The 21,486-nt window shown below is 69.4% G+C and carries 18 protein-coding genes; 14 read left to right on the forward strand and 4 right to left on the reverse strand.

Annotated features, from left to right (window positions below):
* Positions 1–88 precede the first annotated feature (88 nt).
* The gene (locus GP2_RS02270) at positions 89–2,581 is read left to right on the forward strand and encodes a UvrD-helicase domain-containing protein (protein ID WP_006898839.1); all 2,493 of its coding nucleotides are present in this window, start codon (positions 89–91) and stop codon (positions 2,579–2,581) included.
* Between the two features lie 206 nt (positions 2,582–2,787).
* Here GP2_RS02270 and GP2_RS02275 read toward each other — a convergent pair whose 3' ends face one another.
* Positions 2,788–3,903: a M23 family metallopeptidase gene (locus tag GP2_RS02275; RefSeq protein WP_040526243.1), complete on the reverse strand. Its 1,116-nt coding sequence runs from the start codon at positions 3,901–3,903 to the stop codon at positions 2,788–2,790.
* A gap of 449 nt (positions 3,904–4,352) precedes the next feature.
* Here GP2_RS02275 and sucC point away from each other — a divergent pair, with 449 nt between their 5' ends.
* Positions 4,353–5,516 (forward strand): ADP-forming succinate--CoA ligase subunit beta, encoded by a 1,164-nt coding sequence (gene sucC / locus GP2_RS02280; protein WP_006898841.1) that lies wholly within the window; start codon positions 4,353–4,355, stop codon positions 5,514–5,516.
* A gap of 14 nt (positions 5,517–5,530) precedes the next feature.
* A complete protein-coding gene (sucD, locus tag GP2_RS02285) occupies positions 5,531–6,433 on the forward strand; it encodes a succinate--CoA ligase subunit alpha (protein ID WP_006898842.1) in 903 nt (300 codons plus the stop codon).
* 109 nt (positions 6,434–6,542) lie between these two features.
* On the opposite strand, the gene GP2_RS02290 is transcribed toward sucD, so the two are convergent.
* On the reverse strand, positions 6,543–7,631 hold the full coding sequence (locus tag GP2_RS02290) for a GmrSD restriction endonuclease domain-containing protein (protein ID WP_006898843.1): 1,089 nt from the start codon (positions 7,629–7,631) through the stop codon (positions 6,543–6,545).
* Positions 7,632–7,711: 80 nt separating this feature from the next.
* On the reverse strand, positions 7,712–8,587 hold the full coding sequence (locus GP2_RS02295) for a phosphatase PAP2 family protein (RefSeq protein ID WP_244941220.1): 876 nt from the start codon (positions 8,585–8,587) through the stop codon (positions 7,712–7,714).
* Between the two features lie 17 nt (positions 8,588–8,604).
* Between GP2_RS02295 and GP2_RS02300 the strand changes: the two genes are divergently transcribed.
* The 7 genes from GP2_RS02300 (at position 8,605) to GP2_RS02330 (ending at position 14,516) form a co-directional block, all read left to right on the forward strand.
* On the forward strand, positions 8,605–10,050 hold the full coding sequence (locus GP2_RS02300) for a hypothetical protein (RefSeq protein WP_157211630.1): 1,446 nt from the start codon (positions 8,605–8,607) through the stop codon (positions 10,048–10,050).
* Positions 9,981–10,688: a hypothetical protein gene (locus GP2_RS02305; RefSeq protein ID WP_157211631.1), complete on the forward strand. Its 708-nt coding sequence runs from the start codon at positions 9,981–9,983 to the stop codon at positions 10,686–10,688. Before GP2_RS02300 ends, GP2_RS02305 begins: the two co-directional genes overlap by 70 nt.
* On the forward strand, positions 10,685–11,170 hold the full coding sequence (locus GP2_RS02310) for an RDD family protein (protein ID WP_006898847.1): 486 nt from the start codon (positions 10,685–10,687) through the stop codon (positions 11,168–11,170). The genes GP2_RS02305 and GP2_RS02310 overlap by 4 nt, the downstream gene beginning before the upstream one ends.
* Positions 11,171–11,222: 52 nt before the next feature.
* The gene (locus GP2_RS02315) at positions 11,223–12,692 is read left to right on the forward strand and encodes a carboxyl transferase domain-containing protein (protein WP_006898848.1); all 1,470 of its coding nucleotides are present in this window, start codon (positions 11,223–11,225) and stop codon (positions 12,690–12,692) included.
* Entirely contained in the window at positions 12,689–13,117 is a 429-nt protein-coding gene (locus GP2_RS02320) for an NUDIX hydrolase (protein WP_006898849.1), read from the forward strand. The genes GP2_RS02315 and GP2_RS02320 overlap by 4 nt, the downstream gene beginning before the upstream one ends.
* Before the next feature lie 58 nt (positions 13,118–13,175).
* Entirely contained in the window at positions 13,176–13,802 is a 627-nt protein-coding gene (locus GP2_RS02325) for a nitroreductase family protein (protein ID WP_006898850.1), read from the forward strand.
* A gap of 72 nt (positions 13,803–13,874) precedes the next feature.
* Positions 13,875–14,516, forward strand: coding sequence for a TetR/AcrR family transcriptional regulator (locus tag GP2_RS02330; RefSeq protein ID WP_006898851.1), 642 nt, complete (start codon positions 13,875–13,877; stop codon positions 14,514–14,516).
* 12 nt (positions 14,517–14,528) lie between these two features.
* Here the strand turns inward: GP2_RS02330 and GP2_RS02335 are convergent, their stop codons facing one another.
* Entirely contained in the window at positions 14,529–16,172 is a 1,644-nt protein-coding gene (locus GP2_RS02335) for a class I adenylate-forming enzyme family protein (protein ID WP_006898852.1), read from the reverse strand.
* A 134-nt stretch (positions 16,173–16,306) separates the two neighbouring features.
* Between GP2_RS02335 and GP2_RS02340 the strand changes: the two genes are divergently transcribed.
* The 4 genes from GP2_RS02340 (at position 16,307) to GP2_RS02355 (ending at position 21,359) form a co-directional block, all read left to right on the forward strand.
* Positions 16,307–17,131: a TetR-type transcription factor C-terminal domain-containing protein gene (locus GP2_RS02340; protein WP_006898853.1), complete on the forward strand. Its 825-nt coding sequence runs from the start codon at positions 16,307–16,309 to the stop codon at positions 17,129–17,131.
* 280 nt (positions 17,132–17,411) lie between these two features.
* Positions 17,412–18,386: a cyclase family protein gene (locus GP2_RS02345; protein ID WP_006898854.1), complete on the forward strand. Its 975-nt coding sequence runs from the start codon at positions 17,412–17,414 to the stop codon at positions 18,384–18,386.
* 20 nt (positions 18,387–18,406) lie between these two features.
* Positions 18,407–20,068 carry a class I adenylate-forming enzyme family protein gene (locus GP2_RS02350; protein ID WP_006898855.1) on the forward strand — a complete coding sequence of 554 codons (1,662 nt, stop codon included), beginning with the start codon at positions 18,407–18,409 and terminating at the stop codon, positions 20,066–20,068.
* Positions 20,069–20,096: 28 nt separating this feature from the next.
* Positions 20,097–21,359 carry an acyl-CoA dehydrogenase family protein gene (locus tag GP2_RS02355; protein ID WP_006898856.1) on the forward strand — a complete coding sequence of 421 codons (1,263 nt, stop codon included), beginning with the start codon at positions 20,097–20,099 and terminating at the stop codon, positions 21,357–21,359.
* Positions 21,360–21,486 lie beyond the last annotated feature (127 nt).

The following is a 21,486-nucleotide window of genomic DNA, read 5'->3' on the forward strand; positions in this document are numbered from 1 at the left end:
CCCAGGTGGTCCGCCGATCGCAGGACGACGCCCGCCGGGCCGGGCCGACGGGGGCGGTGTCGGTCGGTGCGGGTAGCCTGAACTACCGATGAACAGCTCTTCTCCCGCCCCCCTGCTCGCCGGCCGCACCTCGTCTTCCTCCTCGGGTGCGCCTGCTGCCGACGACCGGGTCGAGCGCCTGCTCGACGGGCTGAATCCGCAGCAGCGTGCAGCGGTGCTGCACGCGGGAGCGCCGCTGCTGATCGTGGCCGGCGCGGGTTCGGGCAAGACGTCGGTCCTGACCCGGCGCATCGCCTACCTGCTCGCCGCGCGGGACGTGACGCCGGGGCAGATCCTGGCCATCACCTTCACCAACAAGGCCGCCGCGGAGATGCGCGAGCGCGTCATCGACCTGGTCGGCCCGCGTGCGGCATACATGTGGGTGTCGACCTTCCACTCCACGTGCGTCCGCATGCTGCGCGCGCAGTCGGGGCTGCTGGAGGGGATGAACTCCAACTTCTCCATCTACGACGCCGACGACTCCAAGCGGTTGCTGGGCATGATCATCCGCGATCTGGACCTCGACCCCAAGAAGTTCAGCCCGCGCGGAGTCGCGGTGGCGATCTCCAACTTCAAGAACGAGCTGGTCACGCCGGAGGGCGCGGCCGCTGCCGCCGGCGAGGACGACCTCGCGGCCAAGACCATCGCCCGCATCTTCGCCGAGTACCAGCGGCGCCTGCGCGCGGCGAACGCCTTCGATTTCGACGATCTGATCGGCGAGACCGTCGCGCTGCTGCACAACCATCCGCAGGTGGCCGAGTACTACCGGCGCCGGTTCCGTCACGTGCTCGTCGACGAGTACCAGGACACCAACCACGCGCAGTACGTCCTCATCCGCGAGTTGGTGGGGGAGCAGACCACCGCGAGCGGCCTCGAGCCGTCGGAGCTGTGCGTGGTCGGTGACGCCGACCAGTCGATCTACGCGTTCCGCGGTGCGACGATCCGCAACATCGAGGAGTTCGAGCGCGACTTCCCGGACGCCGAAACCGTTCTGCTGGAACAGAACTACCGGTCGACGCAGACGATCCTGTCGGCGGCGAACGCGGTCATCGCCCGCAACCCCAACCGCCGCGAGAAGAAGCTGTGGACCGACTCGGGCGACGGCGATCCGATCGTCGGCTACGTCGCCGACTCCGATCGCGACGAGGCCACCTTCATCGCCAAGGAGATCGAGGAGCTCACCGACTACTCGATCGGCGGGTCGTCGAGCTTCAAGTACTCCGACGTCGCGGTCTTCTATCGCACCAACACGGGTTCGCGCGCGATCGAAGAGGTCTTCGTGCGCCACGGCATCCCGTACAAGGTCGTCGGCGGCACCAAGTTCTACGAGCGCAAGGAGGTGCGCGACATCGTCGCGTACCTGCGCGTGGTCGCCAACCCCGACGACTCGGTGAGCCTGCGCCGCATCCTCAACACCCCGCGCCGCGGCATCGGCGACCGGGCCGAGGCGTGCGTCGCCGTGCACGCGGAGAACACCGGCCGCAGTTTCTACGAGTCCCTGATCGACGCGTCCGAGGGCAAGGTCGCACTGCTGAACACGCGCGCGGTCAAGCAGATCGGCATGTTCGTCGAACTCATCGAGGGCCTGCGCACCGACTTCCTCACGCACTTCGGCGATTCCGACACCGCCGACGCCGACACCGTCGTGCTCGACGCTACGGAGGAGGCGGCCGACATCGGCGAGCTCGTCGACGCCATCGTGGAGCGGACCGGCTACCGCGCCGAGCTCGAGGCGTCGAACGACCCCCAGGATGGCGCGCGGCTGGACAACATCAACGAACTCGTCGCCGTCGCACGGGAATTCAGCGCCGACGCGGCACAACTCGACGAGTCCGACGATCCCGAGGTCGATCGCGAGGGCGAACCCGAACCCGGTTCGCTCGCGGCGTTCCTCGAGCGCGTCTCGCTCGTCGCCGACGCCGATCAGGTGCCCGACGAGGGCGAGGGCGTGGTCACGATGATGACGCTGCACACCGCCAAGGGCCTGGAGTTCCCGGTGGTCTTCGTGACCGGTTGGGAGGACGGGCATTTCCCGCACATGCGCGCGCTGGGCGACCCGAACGAGCTGAGCGAGGAGCGTCGCCTGGCCTACGTCGGCATCACCCGCGCCAAGCAGCGTCTGTACCTGACGCGGGCGGTCACCCGCGCGTCGTGGGGGCAGCCGGTGTCGAATCCGGAATCCCGCTTTCTGCAGGAGATCCCGCAGCATCTGATCGACTGGCGGCGCCTGGAACCCCGCCGCGGCATGCGCGGTTTCGGCGGTTCGACCGGTGGCGTCTTCGGCCGGGACGGCGCGTTCTCCGACTCCGGCTCGTCGTTCGGCCGCGGCCGTTCGTCGTACTCGCCGGACCCGGCGCGCGGGCGGAACAAGAAGGTGCAGTTGGAGATCGGCGACCGCCACAACCATCCGAAGTACGGGCTGGGCAAGGTCGTCGCGAAGGAGGGGAGCGGCGCCACCGAGCGGGTCGTCATCGACTACGGCGGCAGCGCGGGACGCGTCACGCTGCTGACGGCGGGCGGGATTCCGGGCGAGAAGCTCTAGGCCGCACCTGCGCTGTGAGGGAAGCGGAGTCGCGCGCGACCTCGCTTCGGGCCGGCGACCTCGATCGAGGTCGCCGCTGCGGAATGATGACGGCGGCGATATGGGGCGATATGGGTTGTGCCTTGCCGACGTAGAGCGGGAAGAGGCGGCGCTCGCGAGGGGGGCCGTTGCGATCGCCCCCGGCAGGGAGCGCGATACGGATGCTTCTAGCCGGTGTAACCGGTCATGCGGACGCCCTTGGACGCCAGCCACGGCACCGGATCGATCTTGGTGGTGCCGTTTTTCCACACCTCGAAGTGCAGGTGCGGGCCGAAGGAGAAGCCCTCGTTGCCGACCAGGGCGATGACGTCGCCGGCGGTGACCTTCTGGCCCTCGCGGACCAGGACGCCCGAACCTGACATGTGGCCGTACATGGTGACGGTGCCGTCGTCGGCGCGGACCTGGACCCAATGGCCGTAGCCGGAGGCCGGCTCGGCCTTGATGACGACGCCGTCGGTCACGGCGTGGATCGGGGTGCCCAGCGGGGCGGCCATGTCGATGCCGCCGTGCATGGAGCCCCAGCGCATCTCGAATGCGGAGGTGAAAGAGTAGGCGCCGAGCGGGATCGGCGAGACGAACAGCGGGCGGCGGGCGAGGGCCTCGCGGCGGGCCTCGTCGGCGGCCATCTTCGCGCCGACGGCCAGCTGCTGGTCGAACACGTCCATCTGGTCGCCGGCAGGCGCGGCTGCCGCGACACCCGGACCGAGGTCGGCCGGTGCGGTCGCGTCGTTGACGGCTGCGGCGTTCACGGGAGCCGTGGCGGGGGCGTCGTCACCGCTGCTGCTCACCTGCGAGACGGCGGCCACGGCTGCGCCTGCGGCCATCGCGATGAGGGCGGCGCGACCGCCCTTGAGGGCATTCGGCGGAGCCGCGACGCGGTGCTTGCCGCCGCGTCGGGCGCGACGGCCGGCGGGATTGGTGCGGAACGGGAGGGGCTCGGCATCGGCATCGCCGGCCTCGTCCTCGGGAAGCATCTCGAGGACGTCGGCCTCGGAGCCCTCGACGTCGAACGGCTCGTCGTGCCGGTACTGGTCGAACTCGTGCTCGGGGATCAGGATGTCCTGGGTGATCTCCGAATGGGTGGGGCGGTAGTAGCCCTTCCAGGTGGACGGAGTCCAGGTGGTCTGCTCGGCGGAGTCGAAGTCGTAGTCGTAGTCGTCGAGATCGGCGTGGACGACCGGGATGATCGTGGTCATCTCCTCGGACCTGACGTCATCGACCAACCCGCCCGATCGGACGCGGCTCGATCCGCCTGAGACACCCGGTCCCGCCAAATCGTCCACCTCATCTCTTCGTTGCCGCGGATTCGACGTTGTCGTCTGTAATCCTTTTGTGACCAATCCCTGGGAGCCGACGGTAACGAAATGATTGCGGCAAGTCCAACGGTGGAATGCCGCGAATCGGAAGTTTGTGAGGCAGGTCACACACTCCGCGAGGTTTCGCCACGGTGTCGAATTCCCGGTTCGGCAGTCTGGATGCACTGCCGGGTTCGGGTCATCGCCGGAAAGTATTGTCCACCCCGCGCGGGCGGCGCGCTCGGGCGGGGTGCGGGACGAGAGGAACGTCGCAGGTGGGGCGTAGTACGACGTACTCGTGAGTAAGTTCGGACCGAGCGAGTGATCTGTTGCACAAGGGCAGGGTGCGTGCGAGGGCGAGATAGGGCACGGGTTTAAAGTCCGTTATGGCCCGCGTTACACCCTTGGGCGGGCAAATCTACGAGATGGTGAGCTGAATGGATCTCTTCGAATACCAGGCGAAGGAACTGTTCGCCAAGCACGGGGTTCCCACCACACCCGGTCGGGTGACCGATGATGCCGCCGATGCGCGGGCGATCGCCGAGGAAATCGGCAAGCCCGTCATGATCAAGGCTCAGGTCAAGACCGGTGGACGTGGCAAGGCCGGTGGCGTGAAGTACGCCGCCACCCCGGACGACGCGCAGTCCCACGCCTCCAACATCCTTGGTCTCGACATCAAGGGCCACATCGTCAAGAAGTTGCTGGTCGCCGAGGCCAGCGACATCGCGGAGGAGTACTACATCTCCTTCCTCCTCGATCGCGCCAACCGCACCTACCTTGCCATGTGCTCGGTCGAGGGCGGCATGGAGATCGAAGAGGTCGCCGCGACCAAGCCGGATCGCCTGGCCAAGGTCCCGGTGGACGCCGTGGACGGTGTCGACCTGGCCTTCGCGCGTGAGATCGCCCAGAAGGGCCACCTCCCCGAAGAGGTTCTCGACGCCGCAGCGGTGACCATTCAGAAGCTGTGGGAGGTCTTCGTCGCCGAAGACGCCCTCCTGGTCGAGGTCAACCCGCTCGTCCGCACCCCGGACAACCAGATCCTCGCCCTCGACGGCAAGGTCACCCTGGACGGCAATGCCGACTTCCGTCAGCCCGGCCACGCCGAGTTCGAGGATCGTGACGCCACCGATCCCCTGGAGCTCAAGGCCAAGGAGCACGACCTCAACTACGTCAAGCTCGACGGCGAGGTCGGTGTCATCGGCAACGGCGCGGGCCTGGTCATGTCGACCCTCGACGTCGTCGCGTACGCCGGCGAGAAGCACGGCGGTGTGAAGCCGGCCAACTTCCTCGACATCGGCGGTGGCGCCTCGGCCGAGGTCATGGCCGCCGGTCTCGACGTCATCCTCGGCGACGAGCAGGTCAAGAGCGTCTTCGTCAACGTCTTCGGCGGCATCACCGCCTGTGACGCGGTCGCCAACGGCATCGTCGGCGCCCTGGAGAAGCTGGGCTCGGAGGCCAACAAGCCGCTCGTCGTCCGCCTCGACGGCAACAAGGTCGACGAAGGTCGCAAGATCCTGGCCGATGCGAACCACCCGCTGGTCACGCTCGCCGAAACCATGGACTCGGGCGCCGACAAGGCCGCCGAGCTGGCGAGCAAGTAAGGGAGCCACGCCAAATGTCGATCTTTCTGAACAAGGACAACAAGGTCATCGTCCAGGGCATCACCGGCGGTGAGGGCACCAAGCACACCGCCCTGATGCTCAAGGCGGGCACCAACATCGTCGGCGGCGTCAACGCCCGCAAGGCCGGCACCACCGTGTCGCATGTGGACGCCGACGGCAACACCGTCGAGCTGCCGGTGTTCGCATCGGTCGCCGAGGCGATGAAGGAGACCGGGGCCGACACCTCGATCGCCTTCGTGCCGCCGAAGTTCTCGAAGGACGCCATCATCGAGGCGATCGACGCGGAGATCCCGCTGCTGGTCGTCATCACCGAGGGCATCCCGGTGCAGGACACCGCCTACGCGTGGGCCTACAACCTCAAGAAGGGTGGCAAGACCCGCATCATCGGTCCGAACTGCCCCGGCATCATCACCCCGGGCGAGTCGCTGGTCGGCATCACGCCGAACAACATCACCGGCAAGGGCCCGATCGGTCTGGTCTCGAAGTCGGGCACCCTGACCTACCAGATGATGTACGAGCTCCGCGACCTCGGCTTCTCGACCGCCATCGGCATCGGCGGCGACCCGGTCATCGGCACCACTCACATCGACGCCATCGAGGCGTTCGAGAAGGACCCGGAGACCAAGCTGATCGTCATGATCGGTGAGATCGGCGGCGACGCCGAGGAGCGTGCGGCCGACTACATCAAGGCCAACGTGACCAAGCCGGTCGTCGGCTACGTCGCAGGCTTCACCGCGCCGGAGGGCAAGACCATGGGTCACGCCGGCGCGATCGTGTCCGGCAGCTCCGGCACCGCGCAGGCCAAGAAGGAGGCCCTCGAGGCCGCCGGCGTCAAGGTCGGCAAGACCCCCTCGGAGACCGCCGCGCTGGCACGTCAGCTCTACGAGGCCCTGTAGGTCGTACCGACACAGGTCATTCGCACACGAGAAAGCCCGAGCGGGTCCGCCCGCTCGGGCTTTCTCGTGTCCTGGACCCGGTCCCGCCGTGCCGGGTCCTGGCGTGCGGTCATTCGCAGGCGACGCCGTCGCCGTCCCGGTCGAGCTTCGCGCGGTACCCGGGTTGACCCTCGTACAGCGGTGCGGCGCCGGCGGCGCGGGCCGCTGCGCAGTTGGGGTAGTACGCCGACGGCGCCTGGACGCCAGGCGTCCCGGCAGGGGCTTCGGTCGTCGGGGCGTAGAGCCGCGGCGGGGTGTAGGCGGGCTCGGACGTCGGCGTCCGGTGTGCGGGGGCCGCGGTGGACGTTGCGGTGTCACGCTGCTCGGCCGGCGTGGTGGCCGGGGCCCCGGTGTCGTCGCAGGTCGACAGGACGCGGATGATGGCGTCCTTCTCCGCCTGGGTGACCCACAGGCCGTATTCGGCCTTCACGTCGACCTGACGGCTCACGTACGCGCAGCGGTAGGCCTTGTTCGGCGGCAGCCAGGTGGCGGCGTCACCCGCGCCCTTCTTCTGGTTGGTCGGGCCGTCGACCGCCTGCAGGTTGCGGGGGTCGTTCGCGAGGTCGGCACGGCGTTCGGGGGAGAGTTGCTGCGCTCCCTTCTGCCACGCATCCGACAGTGCGACGACGTGGTCGATCTGCACCGCCGACGACGTGCCCTGGCCGCGGACGAACGGGATCGTCTTGCCCGTGTAGGCGTCGTGCAGCGTCCCCGAGAGGACGACGCAGCCCCTGGTGCCGGGTTTGACGGTGATGTCGGTCAGATCTCGGCGAAGGATGTCGTTGCGGGTGTCGCAGCCGTTGTGTCCGCCCTCGACGTTCACGTCGTCGGACCACTGCTGGCCGAACAGGGCCCGGTCGTAGCCGGTCTTCGGTGCGCGTCCCTTGACCGGAAGGGCGTCGAGCTTGGCCAGCGTGGCGGCGACGGACGGCGAGGCGGCGGGTGTCGAGGTGGCGGTGGTGATCGCAGAGGGCGTCGAGGGCTCGCCCCGGGCGGACGTGTGTCCGGCGGCGCTGCCTGTCCCGACCGCCGTGGGCGTCGTGGTGGCGGGATCGGCGAGACCGCAACCGGTGCCTCCGATGACGAGCGCGACGACGGCGGCACCGACCGACAGCCATCGGGCCGCCGACGGCAGACATGCGTGTACAGATCCGAGCATCGTTGACCGAACTCCTCATGAAGCGTCTCGGGTCACATCATGCCCGTGGGTGCCGACAAGGAGCCGTGCGGCCGCGTCGGTCAGGAGTCGGTCGTCACCCGTCGATCGGCTGCGCCCGCCATCTCCCGCAGGCGCGGCGTCCCGTAGATGACGACCGCGGCCAGGGCGATGATGCCGGCGACCGCGACGATGTCGAGGATGTAGTGATTGGCCGTGCCCACGACGACGAACGAGGTCACCAGCGGGTAGATCACCCCGAGCGCCCGGACGAGCGGCTTCTTCGCGATCAGGAAGATCATCAGCCCCGACCAGATCGCCCATCCGCAGTGCAGCGACGGCATCGCGGCGAACTCGTTGGTCATCGACTGCGGGCCCGGCGAGCCCGATTCCTCCCACCATCCCCACGACGAGGTGACGCTCATGACGTCGACGAATCCGTCGTACATCCGCGGCGGTGCGGTCGGGTAGGTGTAGAAGCCGACCAGGGCGAGGAGGGTGGTCGCGGCCAGCAACAGCGACGCCTTCCGGTACTCCGTCTGGTGCCGGACGTAGAGCCAGACGGCCACGCCGATGGTCACCCACCAGTGCAGCGTGTGGTACTCCAGCGCAGACACCGCCGACAGCAGGTCGTCACCGGCGACCCACTGGTTGACCCGCTGCTCGATGTCGATGCGCAGGAACGCCTCGAGGCGCATGATCTCCGAACCGTGTTCGAAGGCCGGCGCGACGTCCTTGCCGCCGGCGTTGCGGACGGCCGAGTAGGCGCTGTAGACGCCGAGGACGATCGCGATCTCCATCAGCAGTCGCATGACCGCAGTGGGCGAGGGCATCCACGGGCGGCGCGACCCCGGGGACGGCTGGTCCGACGCCCCGGCGACGTCGTCGCGGGCCGGCCGGACGGTCGCGGAAACGGCGCGCCGGTCCTCGACGGGCCCTCGCGAGGCAACCTCAGTCATGTGTGTACCGTACATACATGCTCAGGGTCGGGATCTCGACCCTCGGCCGGGGGCGTGCAGGATGGCCCGCGTGGGTCCTGATGCTCCTGCGAGGGCGGAGGGGACAGACACTCGCGTACGCCTGCTTCTTCGTCACCGCGCTGGTCATGCGGAGCGTTTCGGACCTGTCCACCCATCGGTTGTGGGCCGACTGTGCGATCGTCGGGTACGGCGTCGCCCTGGCCGTGAGCCTGGTATCCCTGCCGGTGCTGTCCGGTCGACGACGCGCCCGGGTCGCGTTCGGCGCCGCGACGGCCGGAGCGCTGCTGGTGCCGCTGGCACTGCTGCTCACCGGGCGGTACGGCGTGCAGAACGAGGTGACCATCATCGAGCAGTCCGCCGCTGTCCTGTTGTCCACCGGGACACCCTATGTGCACGATGCGTCGACTCTCGATCAGATCAATCCGTACCTGCCCGGAATGGCACTGTTCGGCGTGCCCGCAGTCGTGGCCGGCATGGTCGGGGACGGACTCGGGCAGGTCTGGGTCGCCGCGCTGACCGATCCGCGGATCTGGTGTCTTCTCGTCGCGCTCGTGAGCGCGGGCGCGGCGCTGCGTCTGCACCGGGTGCGGTCCCGGTGGGCGCGGGCGGCGATGTTCCTGTCCCTCCTGTCGCCGACCGTCGCGCTCGAGATGTCCACCAGCGGTGTCGATCTGCCGCTGGCCGGCCTGCTGGTCCTGGGCATCGCGCTCGCCGGGGCCGGACGGGTGAAGTCGGCGGCACTGGCCCTCGCCGGGGCGCTCGCGCTCAAGTGGGTGGCCGTGATCGCCGTGCCGGTGGTCGCGCTGCTCGTCCTCCGGCAGGAGGGCCGACGCCGCGCGGCGGTGTTCCTCGCAGTCTGCACGGCGGCGTTCGGGGTCCTGCTCGTCCCGGCGCTGGTGTCGGTGGTCGACATGCTCGCCCAGGTCGTGCGGTTCCCGGCCGGTGTGGGGGTGGTGGCGACGCCCGCCCGTAGCCCGATGCCCGGCGTCCTGCTCGCGTCGACCGGCAGCGCGGGACGCGCCTGCGCGCTCGTGCTGCTGGCCGTGGCCGCGACGGCGATCGCGGTGCTGGTGATCCGGCGTCCGCCGCGCACCGCCGGGCGGGCCTATGTGTACGCCGGCATCGGTTTCGTCGCCTTCTTCCTGCTGGCCCCCACCGGGCGGTTCGGATACATGGTCATCCCGGTGATGCTCTTCGGCGCCGCGTACGCGACCTCGCGTCTCGTGAACCGACCGGCGGACAGCGGCGAGCATCCGGCCGTGACCCCGGACGTCGCGCCACCGGATCACGCGACATCCGACGCCATGTCGCGGAACGATCACGGCCCATTTCCGCGCCCGTGCAACGAGATGCCGCGTGGGATAATCCGGCGATGTACTCCACTGCGCAGCCGGGCGCGATGTCCCGATTGGCGGGGGAATCGCTCCGTTTCGCAGGGGTGATGCTCGAGGTCGCCGAGGCCGCTCCGCTTCTCGGACCGGCGATCCGGGCGGTCCGCGTCCGCACCGTCGAGGCGGCCGACGCGGCCCGCCTGTGGGCCGGGGACAAGGTGCGAACCGTTCTCGGAGCGGTCATCAGGGAGGTCGTCGACGTCCTCACCGAGGAGGTCGATCTCACCGATCTCGTCCTGCAGAACGTCGATCTCGAACGGTTGATCGCCGCGGTTCTCGAGGTCATCGACCTCGATGCGGTGATCGAGACGGTCGATCTCGATCGCGCTGTCGCACAGGTGGACCTGATGCGGGCCATCGACCTCGTCGACCTGCACGAGGTGATCGGCAAGGTCGACCTCGACGAGGTCGCCAAACGCATCGACCTCGATGCGATCGCCGCGCGCATCGACATCGACGCGATCCTCGGCCGGGTGGACCTGGTCGGGCTCGCCGAGGAGATCATCGACGGCGTCGACCTGCCCGACATCATCCGGGAGGCGAGCACCTCGGTCACCGCCGACGTGATGACCGACGTGCGCAGCAGCAGTGAGCGGGCCGACGACGCGGTCGCCAACGCGGTCAACCGGTTCCTGCGCCGACGCGGTGCCGGCGCCGACGTGTCCACGCGGGACGGGGTCGACGGATGACCGCCGAGCCGAAGCCGAGACCCGCCGAGCCGCATGCGGTTCACCGCGCGCATGCCGTGCAGGATCGCGACAAGACCGCCGGCATCGTGAGCCGCGGCATCGCGGCCTTTCTCGACCTGCTGATCGTGTGGATGATCCTCGGTGCATGCTACGCGGGTCTGTCACTGCTGAAGTTCGCCCTGACGGTCAGCGAGTTCCATTTCCTTCATGTCGACATCCTGTTCACCACAACGGGTTTCGTGGTCACCTCGGTGCTCTACCTGGCTGCGTGCTGGGGCGTGTCCGGTCGCACGCCGGGCTCGGTGGTCATGGGCCTGCGGGTGGTCGATTCCACGGGCGGTCGAGTCCGTCCGCTGGTCGCGGTGCTGCGGGCGGTGCTCTGCACGGTCTTCGCGATCGGGCTGGTCTGGGTCGTGGTCGACCGCCGACGCCGTTCGGTCGCCGACATCCTCCTGCGCACCCGCGTCGTCTACTCCCGCTGACCGCCCGGCCCGCTTCGGCGACCACCGCGCCGGCGGGCGATACGGTGGGGGAATGGGTCAACGGGAGCGTCTGACGGCGGTGCGGTTGCGGGACATGCTCGTCGACGACGGGACCTGGGAGTCCTGGGACACCGTCATCGCCCGTCCGGCCGAGACCTCCGACGGCGAGGACCGGGCCTATGCCGACGACCTCGCACGGGCCAGGCAGCGGGCCGGCACCGACGAGGCGGTGATCACCGGTGCCGGGATGATCGGCGGGAACCGGGCCGCGATCGTGCTGAGCGAGTTCGGGTTCCTCGGCGGGTCGATCGGCCGGGACGCCGGCAAGCGCATCGTCGACGCCGTCGTGCGCGCGACCGCCGAGCGGCTGCCGCTGGTCGCCCTGCCGGCATCCGGTGGGACCAGGATGCAGGAGGGCACGGCCGCGTTCCTGCAGATGGTCGCGATCACCGGTGCCGTCACCGCGCACAAGGCCGCGGGGCTGCCCTACATCGTCTACCTGCGTCACCCGACCACCGGCGGGGTGTTCGCGTCGTGGGGATCGCTGGGCCACGTGACCTGGGCGCAGCCCGGGGCGCTGGTCGGGTTCCTCGGTCCCCGGGTGTACGAGGGCCTGCACGGCGAGCCCTTCCCGGACGGCATCCAGACCGCCGAGAACCTCGTGCGCACAACGGTTGTCGACGACGTGGTGGAACCCGCGGAACTCCCCGACCGGCTCGCCGCCGTGCTGCGCCTGCTCGCTCGGCGGCACGAGATGTCCGGCGGGGAAGCGGACTGCGGACCCGCGTCGGTACCGGTCACCCGCGACGCCGAGGCCTGGGCGAGCGTTCTCGCCACCCGCGAACCGGGACGTGCAGGGCTGGTCGAGTTCCTCGCCCTGGAGGAGTCCGCCGCGCTGTCCGACGCCGGTCCGCTCCGGTTCTCGCTGAGCAGTTTCGGCGGCCGCGTCGCGCTGGTGGTCGGATACGACCGCGTCTCCCAGGAGCGGGGAGAACTGCTCGGTCCGCGGCACCTCCGCGAGGCGCGCCGGGCGATCATGGCGGCCGGCGACCTCGGTATGCCCGTCGTCACGGTGATCGACACGCCGGGCGCGGAGCTGTCCGTGGTGGCCGAGGAAGGCGGCCTGGCCGCCCAGATCGCCCGCTGCACCGTCGAATTGATCAAGGTGCCGGTCCCGACGGTGTCGATCCTGCTCGGCCAGGGTGCCGGCGGCGCGGCACTGGCGCTCTTCCCGGCGGACCTGCGGGTGGCCCGGGCCGACGCGTGGCTGTCGCCGCTCCCGCCGGAGGGTGCGAGCCTGATCGTGTACCGCGACCTCGACCACGCCGCCGAGATGGCCGCGCGCCAGGGGATTCTCGCGCGGCGCCTCGCCGCGCAGCAGGTGGTGGACGTCGTGGTCGACGCCGAGACCGACCGGCAGGCGCTGGCCGGCCTGCGCGCCGCGGTCGCCCGTTTCCTCGCCACGTCGCCGGAGCCGGACATCCCGGCCCGCGTCCGCGTTCCGGTGGCGGAGGAGCGATGACGCGGCGGATCGTCGCCGTCGGCGCCGTGATCACCGATGAGCATGGACGAATCCTGTTGGTCCAGCGGCGGAATCCGCCGGCGGCGGGAAAGTGGTCGATTCCGGGCGGCAAGGTCGAACCGGGGGAGTCGCTCGAGGCCGCGGTCGAGCGGGAGATCCTCGAGGAGACCGGACTCCACGTCGAGGTCGGTGAATTGCTGTGGAGCGTCGACATTCCCGTGACCGGCGTCGGCGCCGCGAACGACGCTGCGGCCGACGACGCGGTGTTCGAGGTGCACGACTTCGCCGCGCGCGTCCGCTCCGGGACGCTGCGCGCCGGTGACGACGCCGCCGACGCAGGCTGGTTCGGGATCGACGAGATGGCCGGGCTGCCGGTCACCAAAGGGCTGCCGGAGTACCTGCGCGCGCACGGGCAGGCCGAGTGACCGCGCCGCGGCCGGGCGGGTGGTGGTGCGGCGGGCGCGACGTGTGGATGATGGGGACATGACCGATCTGCTGCCGCTGGACCCCGACCAACTCCTCACGACCACACGATCGGTGCGCAAGCGCCTCGACTACGACCGCCCGGTTCCGCTCGAGGTCGTGAAGGAGGCCCTCGAGGTCGCCCTCCAGGCGCCCACCGGCAGCAACAGCCAGACCTGGCATTGGATCGTCGTCACCGAACCCGAACTCAAGCAGAAGATCGCCGACTACTACGCGCAGTCCTTCGCCAAGTACTATGCCGGCCAGAAGTTCCGCGACGAGACCGGACGCCGCGTCGCGTCGAGCGCCCAGTACCTCGCCGACACGATGGGGCAGGTCCCGGTGCTGGTCATCGGGGCCATCTTCACCGGCGGCGAGCTGCCCGCGGGCAATCAGGCCGGAGTGTGGGGGTCGCTGTTGCCCGCGGCGTGGAGTCTCCAGCTCGCCCTGCGCGCCCGCGGGCTCGGGTCCGCGTGGACGACGCTGCACCTGGCCTACGAGAAAGAGGTCGCCGAGCTCCTGGGCATCCCCCGGGACAAGGGCATCCACCAGGGCGTCCTGTTGCCGGTGGCCTACACCAAGGGCACCGACTTCAAGCCGGCGCCGCGCAAGCCCCTCGACTCGGTGCTCCACGTCAACGGCTGGTGAGGTTCGGCGGGCGGGGATGCGCGGGCGGTGAGCCGCCGGTCGCGACCACCGGTCGGTAGAGTGCGGATCACCATGTCCGCGACGAGTGACACCCCCGAGGTGGAGGCGGCCAACGCGCCGCGCCCGCCGACGCGCCGAACCCAGGCGAAGGCCGCGCGCCGCGCCGAGCTGCTGACCGCCGCCGCCCGCCAGATGGCCGAGCGCGGGTTCTCCGGGGTGCGGCTGGAGGACATCGGGCGCGCGGTCGGGATCAGCGGACCCGCGATGTACCGGCACTTCTCGTCGAAGTCCGAACTGCTCGACGAGATGCTCGTCGACATCAGCCAGCGGCTGCACGACGGGGGCGTCGAGGTCGTCGGACGGGGCGCGCCGCCGGCCGAGACCCTGTTGGCGCTCATCGGATTCCACATCGACGTGCTGGTCACCAAACCGGACCTGATCGTCGTGCAGGACCGTGACCTGTCATCGACCTCTCCCGAGGCCAACCACCGGGTGCGCTCGCTGCAGCGACGCTACGTCGAGCGCTGGGTGGACGTGCTGATCGCCGTGTCCGAGCAGGACGGCCGTGCCCTCGACCGCGCCGAGGCGCGGGTGCGGGTGCACGCCATGTTCGGCCTGCTCAACTCCTCGCCGCGCCTGCCGGAGTACGACGAGGCGGAACTGCGTCGTCTGCTGACCGCGATGGCGCTGGCCGCGCTGCGGTGCGAGGCCTGAGCCCGACGCGGTTCAGCGCAGCTTGCGGCGGAGCAGTTTGCCGGTGGCCGTCCGCGGCAGTGCGTTCACGAGCTCGATCTCCCGCGGGTACTTGTAGGCGGCCATGCGTTCGCGGCAGTACTCGATGAGCGCGGTCGGGGTGACGTGGGCGCCGGGGCGCAGGGCGACATAGGCCCGCGTCGACTCGCCGCGATAGTCGTCGGGGATCCCGATCACCGCCGCCTCGACGACGTCCGGATGGGAGTGCAGGACCTGCTCGATCTCGAACGGCCAGATCTTGTACCCGGACGCGTTGATGAGGTCGTTGCTGCGGTCGATCACGTAGAACCAGCCGTCGGAGTCCATGAACCCGACGTCGCCGGTGCGCATCCGGCCGTCGCGCAACGCCGAGTCGGGATCGTCCTCCCTGCCCCAGTACCCGGCGGCGATCTGCGGACCGCTGGTGACGATCTCTCCGAAAACCCGCGGGGGAACCGGGTTTCCGGATTCGTCCACGACCTCGGCCATGGTGTCGGAGACGGGCAGGCCCACCGACAGGGCGCCGGTCTCGGGATCGACCGGGGCCCGGACGCCGGGAGGCACCATGTGGGTGGGCGAGGAGGACTCGGTCTGTCCGTAGACGTTGTGGATCATGCCGCCGAGCTGCGCCTCCAACCTGTCGGCGACATCCGGGAGCACCGGTGCGCCGCCGGAGTACCGCAGTCGCAACGACTCGAGCGCCGCCGGTGTCGCGTCGGGGTGGTCGGCGAGCGCGATGTACGCGGTGATGGCCGCCACCGAGAATGCCGGACGCCAGGTGCGGACGGCGTCGAGGACGAGGCCGGCGTCGAACCGGTGGGTCAGGATGACCGGCGATCGCGCCGAGAACGCGAGCAGCACGGAGCCGACGAGGCCGGTGACGTGGAAGACCGGGGACATGCACAGGATCGGCTCGCCTGGCTGCAGGCCCGTCCAGTCGCGATACCCCTGGGCATTGAACGCCAGGTTGCGGTGCGTCAGCATGGCGCCCTTCGGCGGGCCGGTCGTCCCGGCGGTCGGGGCGAGCACGGCCACGTCGTCGGGGGCGGGATCGTGGCGGACCACCTCGCGCGACCCGCTGCCGATGACCTCGAGCAGGTCGACCGTTCCCGCGGGCCGGGCGCGCCGCACGCCGAACACCCGCTGCGGGTCCTCGTTCCCGGCGAAGTCGAGCGGGGAGCAGGTGACGACCAGCTCGACCGACGGGGTCGCCTCGACCTCGTCGGCGACCTCCGCGTGCACCTCTTCGAGCAGCAGGAGCGCACGCGGCGTGAAATCGTCGAGCGCCCTGCGAAATTCGGTGCGCCGGTAGATCGGGCTGATCAGTGCAGCGATGCACCCGGCCTTCCAGGCCGCGAGCATTCCGAGGACGATGGCCGGCTCGTTCTGGACGGCGATCCCGACGCGGTCCCCGGGGCGTAGCCCGCGTTCCCGCAGCAGCCGGGCGAGCGCATCGGATGCGGCGTCGAGGTCTGCCCGGGAGAGGGTCGCCCCGAAGTAGTGGATCGCCGGCTCGTCCGGCCCGGCGGCGACGGCCGCGGCGAACATAGTCAGCGGCGAGGTGAACTCGGGCTCGAGATGCTCGGACAGCCGGCCGGGGTAGTGTGCCAGCCATGGACGGGAGTCGTAGGCGTTCATGCGTCGATGCTCATCCGGCGACGCCCACGCGCCGGGTGCCCTCGGCGCGATGCTGCGACTGATCGTTGTCCACGCCGAAGAGTCTACGAAAACCGAGCGCTACCCATAAGGTGTTCAGCGTGGCCGAACAGCCGATGACCGACAGTGGAGCCGCCGTCCGCGAACTGCGCAAGCAGTCGGGCGTGACGCTGCGTGGGTTGGCCGCCGGCATCGGGGTGAGCGTCGGGACGATGAGCGCGATCGAGAACGGCAAGGTCGGGCTGACCGTCGACCGGCTCCGGGACATCGCGCGCTGCCTCGACGTCCCGGTCTCGCGGCTGCTCGAGCCGCGTCCGGAGGCCCCGCCGCCGAAGGATCCCGAGCCCACCGACTGGCGGGAGTTCCCGCCGCTCACGCTCGATCCGGTGCTGCAGTCGGCCATCGAGGTCTTCGAGGAGCTGGGCTATCACGGCGCGACGATGCGACTGATCGCCGCCGGCGCCGACATCAGCGTCGCCGGGATCTACCACCACTACCCGAGCAAACAGCATCTGCTGGTCGCGCTGGTCAACCTCGCGCACAGCGATCTGGTCGGACGCCTGGACGCTGCGGCGGCCGGCGCGGAACCGGTGACCGCCTTCGCGAACATGGTCGAGGCGTTGACGCTCTTCCACGTCGAACGCCGGCCGCTCGCGCTGGTGCTCGCGACCGAGTTGCGTCGCCTCGAGGAACCGAACCGGTCGCTCCTCAAGGCGTCGATGGCCCAGATCGAACAGCGCCTGCTCGACACCGCGCGAAAGGCCGCCGAGCAGGGCGCCTTCCGCGACGGCGACCTGTCGACGGCGACGCGCGCCATCGTCACGATGTGCCTGGCGGTGCCCACCTGGCTCGACGACGTCGACCGTGCGGAGGGCCGCCGGCTCGCGCGGGAGTACGCGGGCCTGGCGCTCGACATGGTGGGTGCCGCCGCGCAGCGGTAGCGCTGCATTTCGGTATCTGCGGCGGGTCGTGAGCACGCCGTTCAGTAGTGTTCAGCCATCCTGAACATCGTCGATGGCCTGCGGATTCTTGCGCCTTCCCGACAAACATTGGGACATAGCCGATTTCGGCACTTGACGACTTCGCGTCGGGGTGCGATGCTCGTCACAATGAACACACCGAGCGAGCGCTCGGACAGTTCAGTGAGATGTTCAGTCCATCAGGTCGAGTCCTCGGCCCGGTCGTCCGCCGCCGGTCGTGGGATGAATCAAAGGAGATGAGATGACCGAGAACACCGCACCGTCCATGGCCGAGCTGCTCGGTGCCGACGCCCCGTCGAACTGGGGCAAGTGGGGTCCCGACGACGAGGTGGGCGCCCTGAACTACCTCGACGCGAGCGAGGTGCTGCGCGGCGTGCAGCACATCAAGTCGGGCGAGACCTTCACCCTGCAGATCGAGATGGGTCGCAAGGAGAGCCCCGGCGATCCGCTGTGGCCGGGCCGCGAGGGCATCTCGCGCACCAACATCCTCGACGAGGCCTCGTGGGACGGCGACGGCGCTCCGCAGTTCCCGGGCGGCCTGCACTACGCCGACGACACCGCGAAGATCTTCCTCCAGGGCTCCACGCAGTACGACGCGCTGGGCCACGTCTGGTACGACGGCAAGCTCTGGAACGGCTACGACGCCCGCAGCACCGTCGACGCCCTGGAGAAGGCCTCGGTCCTGCCGATCGCCGAGAAGGGCGTGGTGGGCCGCGGCGTGCTCATCGACATGGCGCGCCACCGCGGCAAGGAGTACCTGGAGAAGGGTGAGACCTTCGACCACAAGGACCTCGAAGAGGCCGCTGCCGCACAGGGTGTCACCATCGAGCCGCACGACGTCCTCATCATCCGGACCGGCTGGCTGAAGTACTGGTACGACCTGAACGATCCCGAGACCTTCTACGACGGCTTCTGTGAGCCGGGTCTGACCTACTCGCGCGAGTTGGTGGAGTGGTTCCAGGACAAGGAGATCCCGAACCTGGTCACCGACACCATCGCCAACGAGGTCACCACCGATCCGGTCTCGGGTGTCGCGCTGCCGCTGCACAACGCCCTCATGCGCAACCTCGGCGTGGTGTTCACCGAGATCGTGTGGCTCGAGGAACTGGCCAAGGCATGTGCGGCCGACAACCGCTGGAGCTTCCTGTACGTCGCGGCCCCGCTGAAGGTCGTCAGCGGCACCGGCGCGCCGGTGAACCCCGTCGTCATTCGCTGAGAAGGGTGAGAAGAGCAGACATGAGCGTCTACGACGACATGGTGTGGCGCAAGCATTACCGGGAGCAGGATCTCGCGCCGCGCACGATCGAATTCGACTCGGCCGTCGACATGTTCGCGGCCACCGTGGCCCGGAATCCCGATGCCGACATCATCCGGTACTTCGACGGCGCGATCTCGGCGCGCGAACTCGACGAGCTCAGCGACGCGTTCGCGGTCGGCATCCTGGATCTCGGCTTCACCCCGGGCGACCGCGCCGTGGTCTACGCCCAGAACATCCCGCAGTTCGTCATCGCCCAGCTCGGCATCTGGAAGGCCGGCGGCATCGCCGTCTCGGCCAACCCCATGTACCGCAGCCGCGAGCTCGCCGAGATCCTCGTCGACTCCGGCGCCACCGTGCTGGTCGCGATGCAGTCGCTGTACCGCGACGTCGCGCAGGAGTCGTTGCGCGACAACGAGACCTCGGTGCGCACGGTCATCACCACGTCGGAGCTGGAGTACCAGACCGCGAACACCGGCACGCTGGCCGGTGTCGAGGTCGTCGAGTGCCCCGACACGGTCGACATGGCGACGATGCTGGCCAAGTACCGCGGCCAGCGGCCGCCGAAGGCCGACCTGAACGGCGACAGCGTCGCGTTCCTCACCTACACCTCGGGGACCACCGGCCCGCCGAAGGGCGCGATGACCACCCATCGCAACGTGGTCTTCAACGCGCAGACCTACCGCGACTGGGTCGGCATCGACTCGAACGACGTGATCCTCGGTGTGGCGCCGCTCTTCCACATCACGGGTCTCATCGCCCACATCGCGCTCGCCGAGCTCACCGGTGCCCCGCTGGTCCTGATGTACCGCATGGATCCCAAGGACACCATCGCGACCATCGAGCGGGAGAAGGCGACGTTCACGGTCGGTTCGATCACGGTGTTCATCGCGCTGATGAACGTGCCGGACGTCGATCCGAAGGCGCTGGCCAGCCTCTCCAAGATCTACTCCGGCGGAGCACCCATCCCGCCGAGCACGATCGCGGAGTTCAAGGACCGGTTCGGCCACTACATCCACAACGTGTACGGCCTGACCGAGACGACCTCGCCGTCGCATGCGGTTCCGTTCGGGGTGTCCGCCCCGGCCGACGAGGAGACCGGTGCCACCTCGGTGGGCGTGCCGATCTACGACACGATCGTCCGCATCGTCGACGAGAAGGGCAACGACCTGCCCGCGGGGGAGATCGGCGAGCTGGTCACGGCCGGTCCGCAGGTGGTCGCCGGCTACTGGAACAAGCCGGAGGCGACCGCCAAGGGCATCCCGAACGGCGTCCTGCACACCGGCGACGTCGGCTACATGGACGCCGACGGGTGGTTCTACATCGTCGACCGCAAGAAGGACCAGATCAACACCAGCGGTTTCAAGGTCTGGCCACGCGAGGTCGAGGACGTGCTCTACGAGCACCCTGCGGTGCGCGAGGCGGCCGTCATCGGCGTGCCCGACTCCTATCGCGGCGAGACCGTGAAGGCGTTCGTGAGCCTGCGTCCCGGCACCACCGCCGAGCCGCAGGAGCTCATCGAGCACTGCAAGCAGCGCATGGCGGCCTACAAGTACCCGCGTGAGGTCGTGGTGATGACCGACATCCCCAAGACCGCGACCGGAAAGCTGCTGCGGCGCGAACTGCGCACGGTAGGACAGTGATTCGACGTCTTCTTGCAGGAGAGAGATCATGAGCTCAACACCCGCGGCCGACGCCGCGATCCATCCGGACCTCACCTTCCGTGCGCCCGCCGAGACCCTCGACCTCCGCCCGTCGCCGAAGGCCCTCGAGCTGCGCGAGAAGCTCATCGCGTTCATGCACGAGGAGGTCTTCCCGGCCGAGGCGCGATACGAACACGAACGCGGCGCGGCCGGCCCCGACGACCACGATGTCCCGCCCGTCGTCGAAGAACTCAAGGCGCAGGCGCGCGCACGCGGACTGTGGAATCTGTTCCTGCCGTCGGAATCCGGGATCAGCCAGCTCGACTACGCCGGTCTCGCCGAGATCTCCGGCTGGAGCCTGCACCTGGCACCGGAAGCGATCAACGGCCAGGCGCCCGACACCGGCAATATGGAGTTGCTGCACCTGTTCGGCACCGACGAGCAGAAGAAGACCTGGCTCGAACCGCTGCTCGACGGCACCATCCGCTCCGCCTTCTCGATGACCGAGAAGGACGTTGCCAGTTCGGACGCCACGAACATCGAGACGAGCATCGTCCGCGACGGCGACGAGTACGTCATCAACGGTCGCAAGTGGTGGACCAGCGGCGCCGCCGACCCGCGCTGCAAGATCCTCATCGTGATGGGCAAGACCGACCCGTCGGCCGACACCCATCGCCAGCAGTCGATGGTCCTCGTGCCGATCGACACCCCCGGCGTCACCGTCGTGCGCGACGTGCCGGTGTTCGGCCGTCACGACCAGCACGGCCACGTCGAGATCGTCTACGAGAACGTGCGTGTCCCGGTCACCAACCTCCTCGGGGAGGAGGGCGCCGGATTCGCGATGGCGCAGGCGCGTCTCGGGCCGGGGCGCATCCATCACTGCATGCGTGCGCTAGGCGCCGCCGAGCGGGCCCTGCACCACATGGTGGGGCGGGCCAAGGCGCGCGTCGCGTTCGGCAAGCCGCTCGCCGAGCAGGGCGTCGTCCAGCAGCAGATCGCCGAGTCGCGCATCGCCATCGACCAGGCCCGCCTCCTGTGCCAGCTTGCCGCCAAGACGATCGACGAGCTCGGCAACAAGGCTGCGGCGCCGTACGTCTCGGCCGCGAAGGTCTCGGTGCCCCGGGTGGCGCTCGAGGTGATCGACCGCGCGATCCAGGTCCACGGCGGCGCCGGCGTCAGCGACGACGTCCCGTTGGCCGCGCTGTACGGCTGGCATCGGGCGATGCGCATCTTCGACGGTCCGGACGAGGTGCACCTGCGCACCATCGCCAAGCGCGAGCTGCGGCGCTGACCGTGACGGCCGGATGCAGTCTCCGCATCCGGCCGCCCGGATGAATCTCCTCTCGCCCGCCTGCGGCGGATTGCCGGTCGGCTTACGCTGGGCCGCAGGTCACGACATCGACTGCGTGGCCGTCCGG

This window comes from Gordonia paraffinivorans NBRC 108238 (genome assembly GCF_000344155.1).
GTDB classification, from domain to species: domain Bacteria; phylum Actinomycetota; class Actinomycetes; order Mycobacteriales; family Mycobacteriaceae; genus Gordonia; species Gordonia paraffinivorans.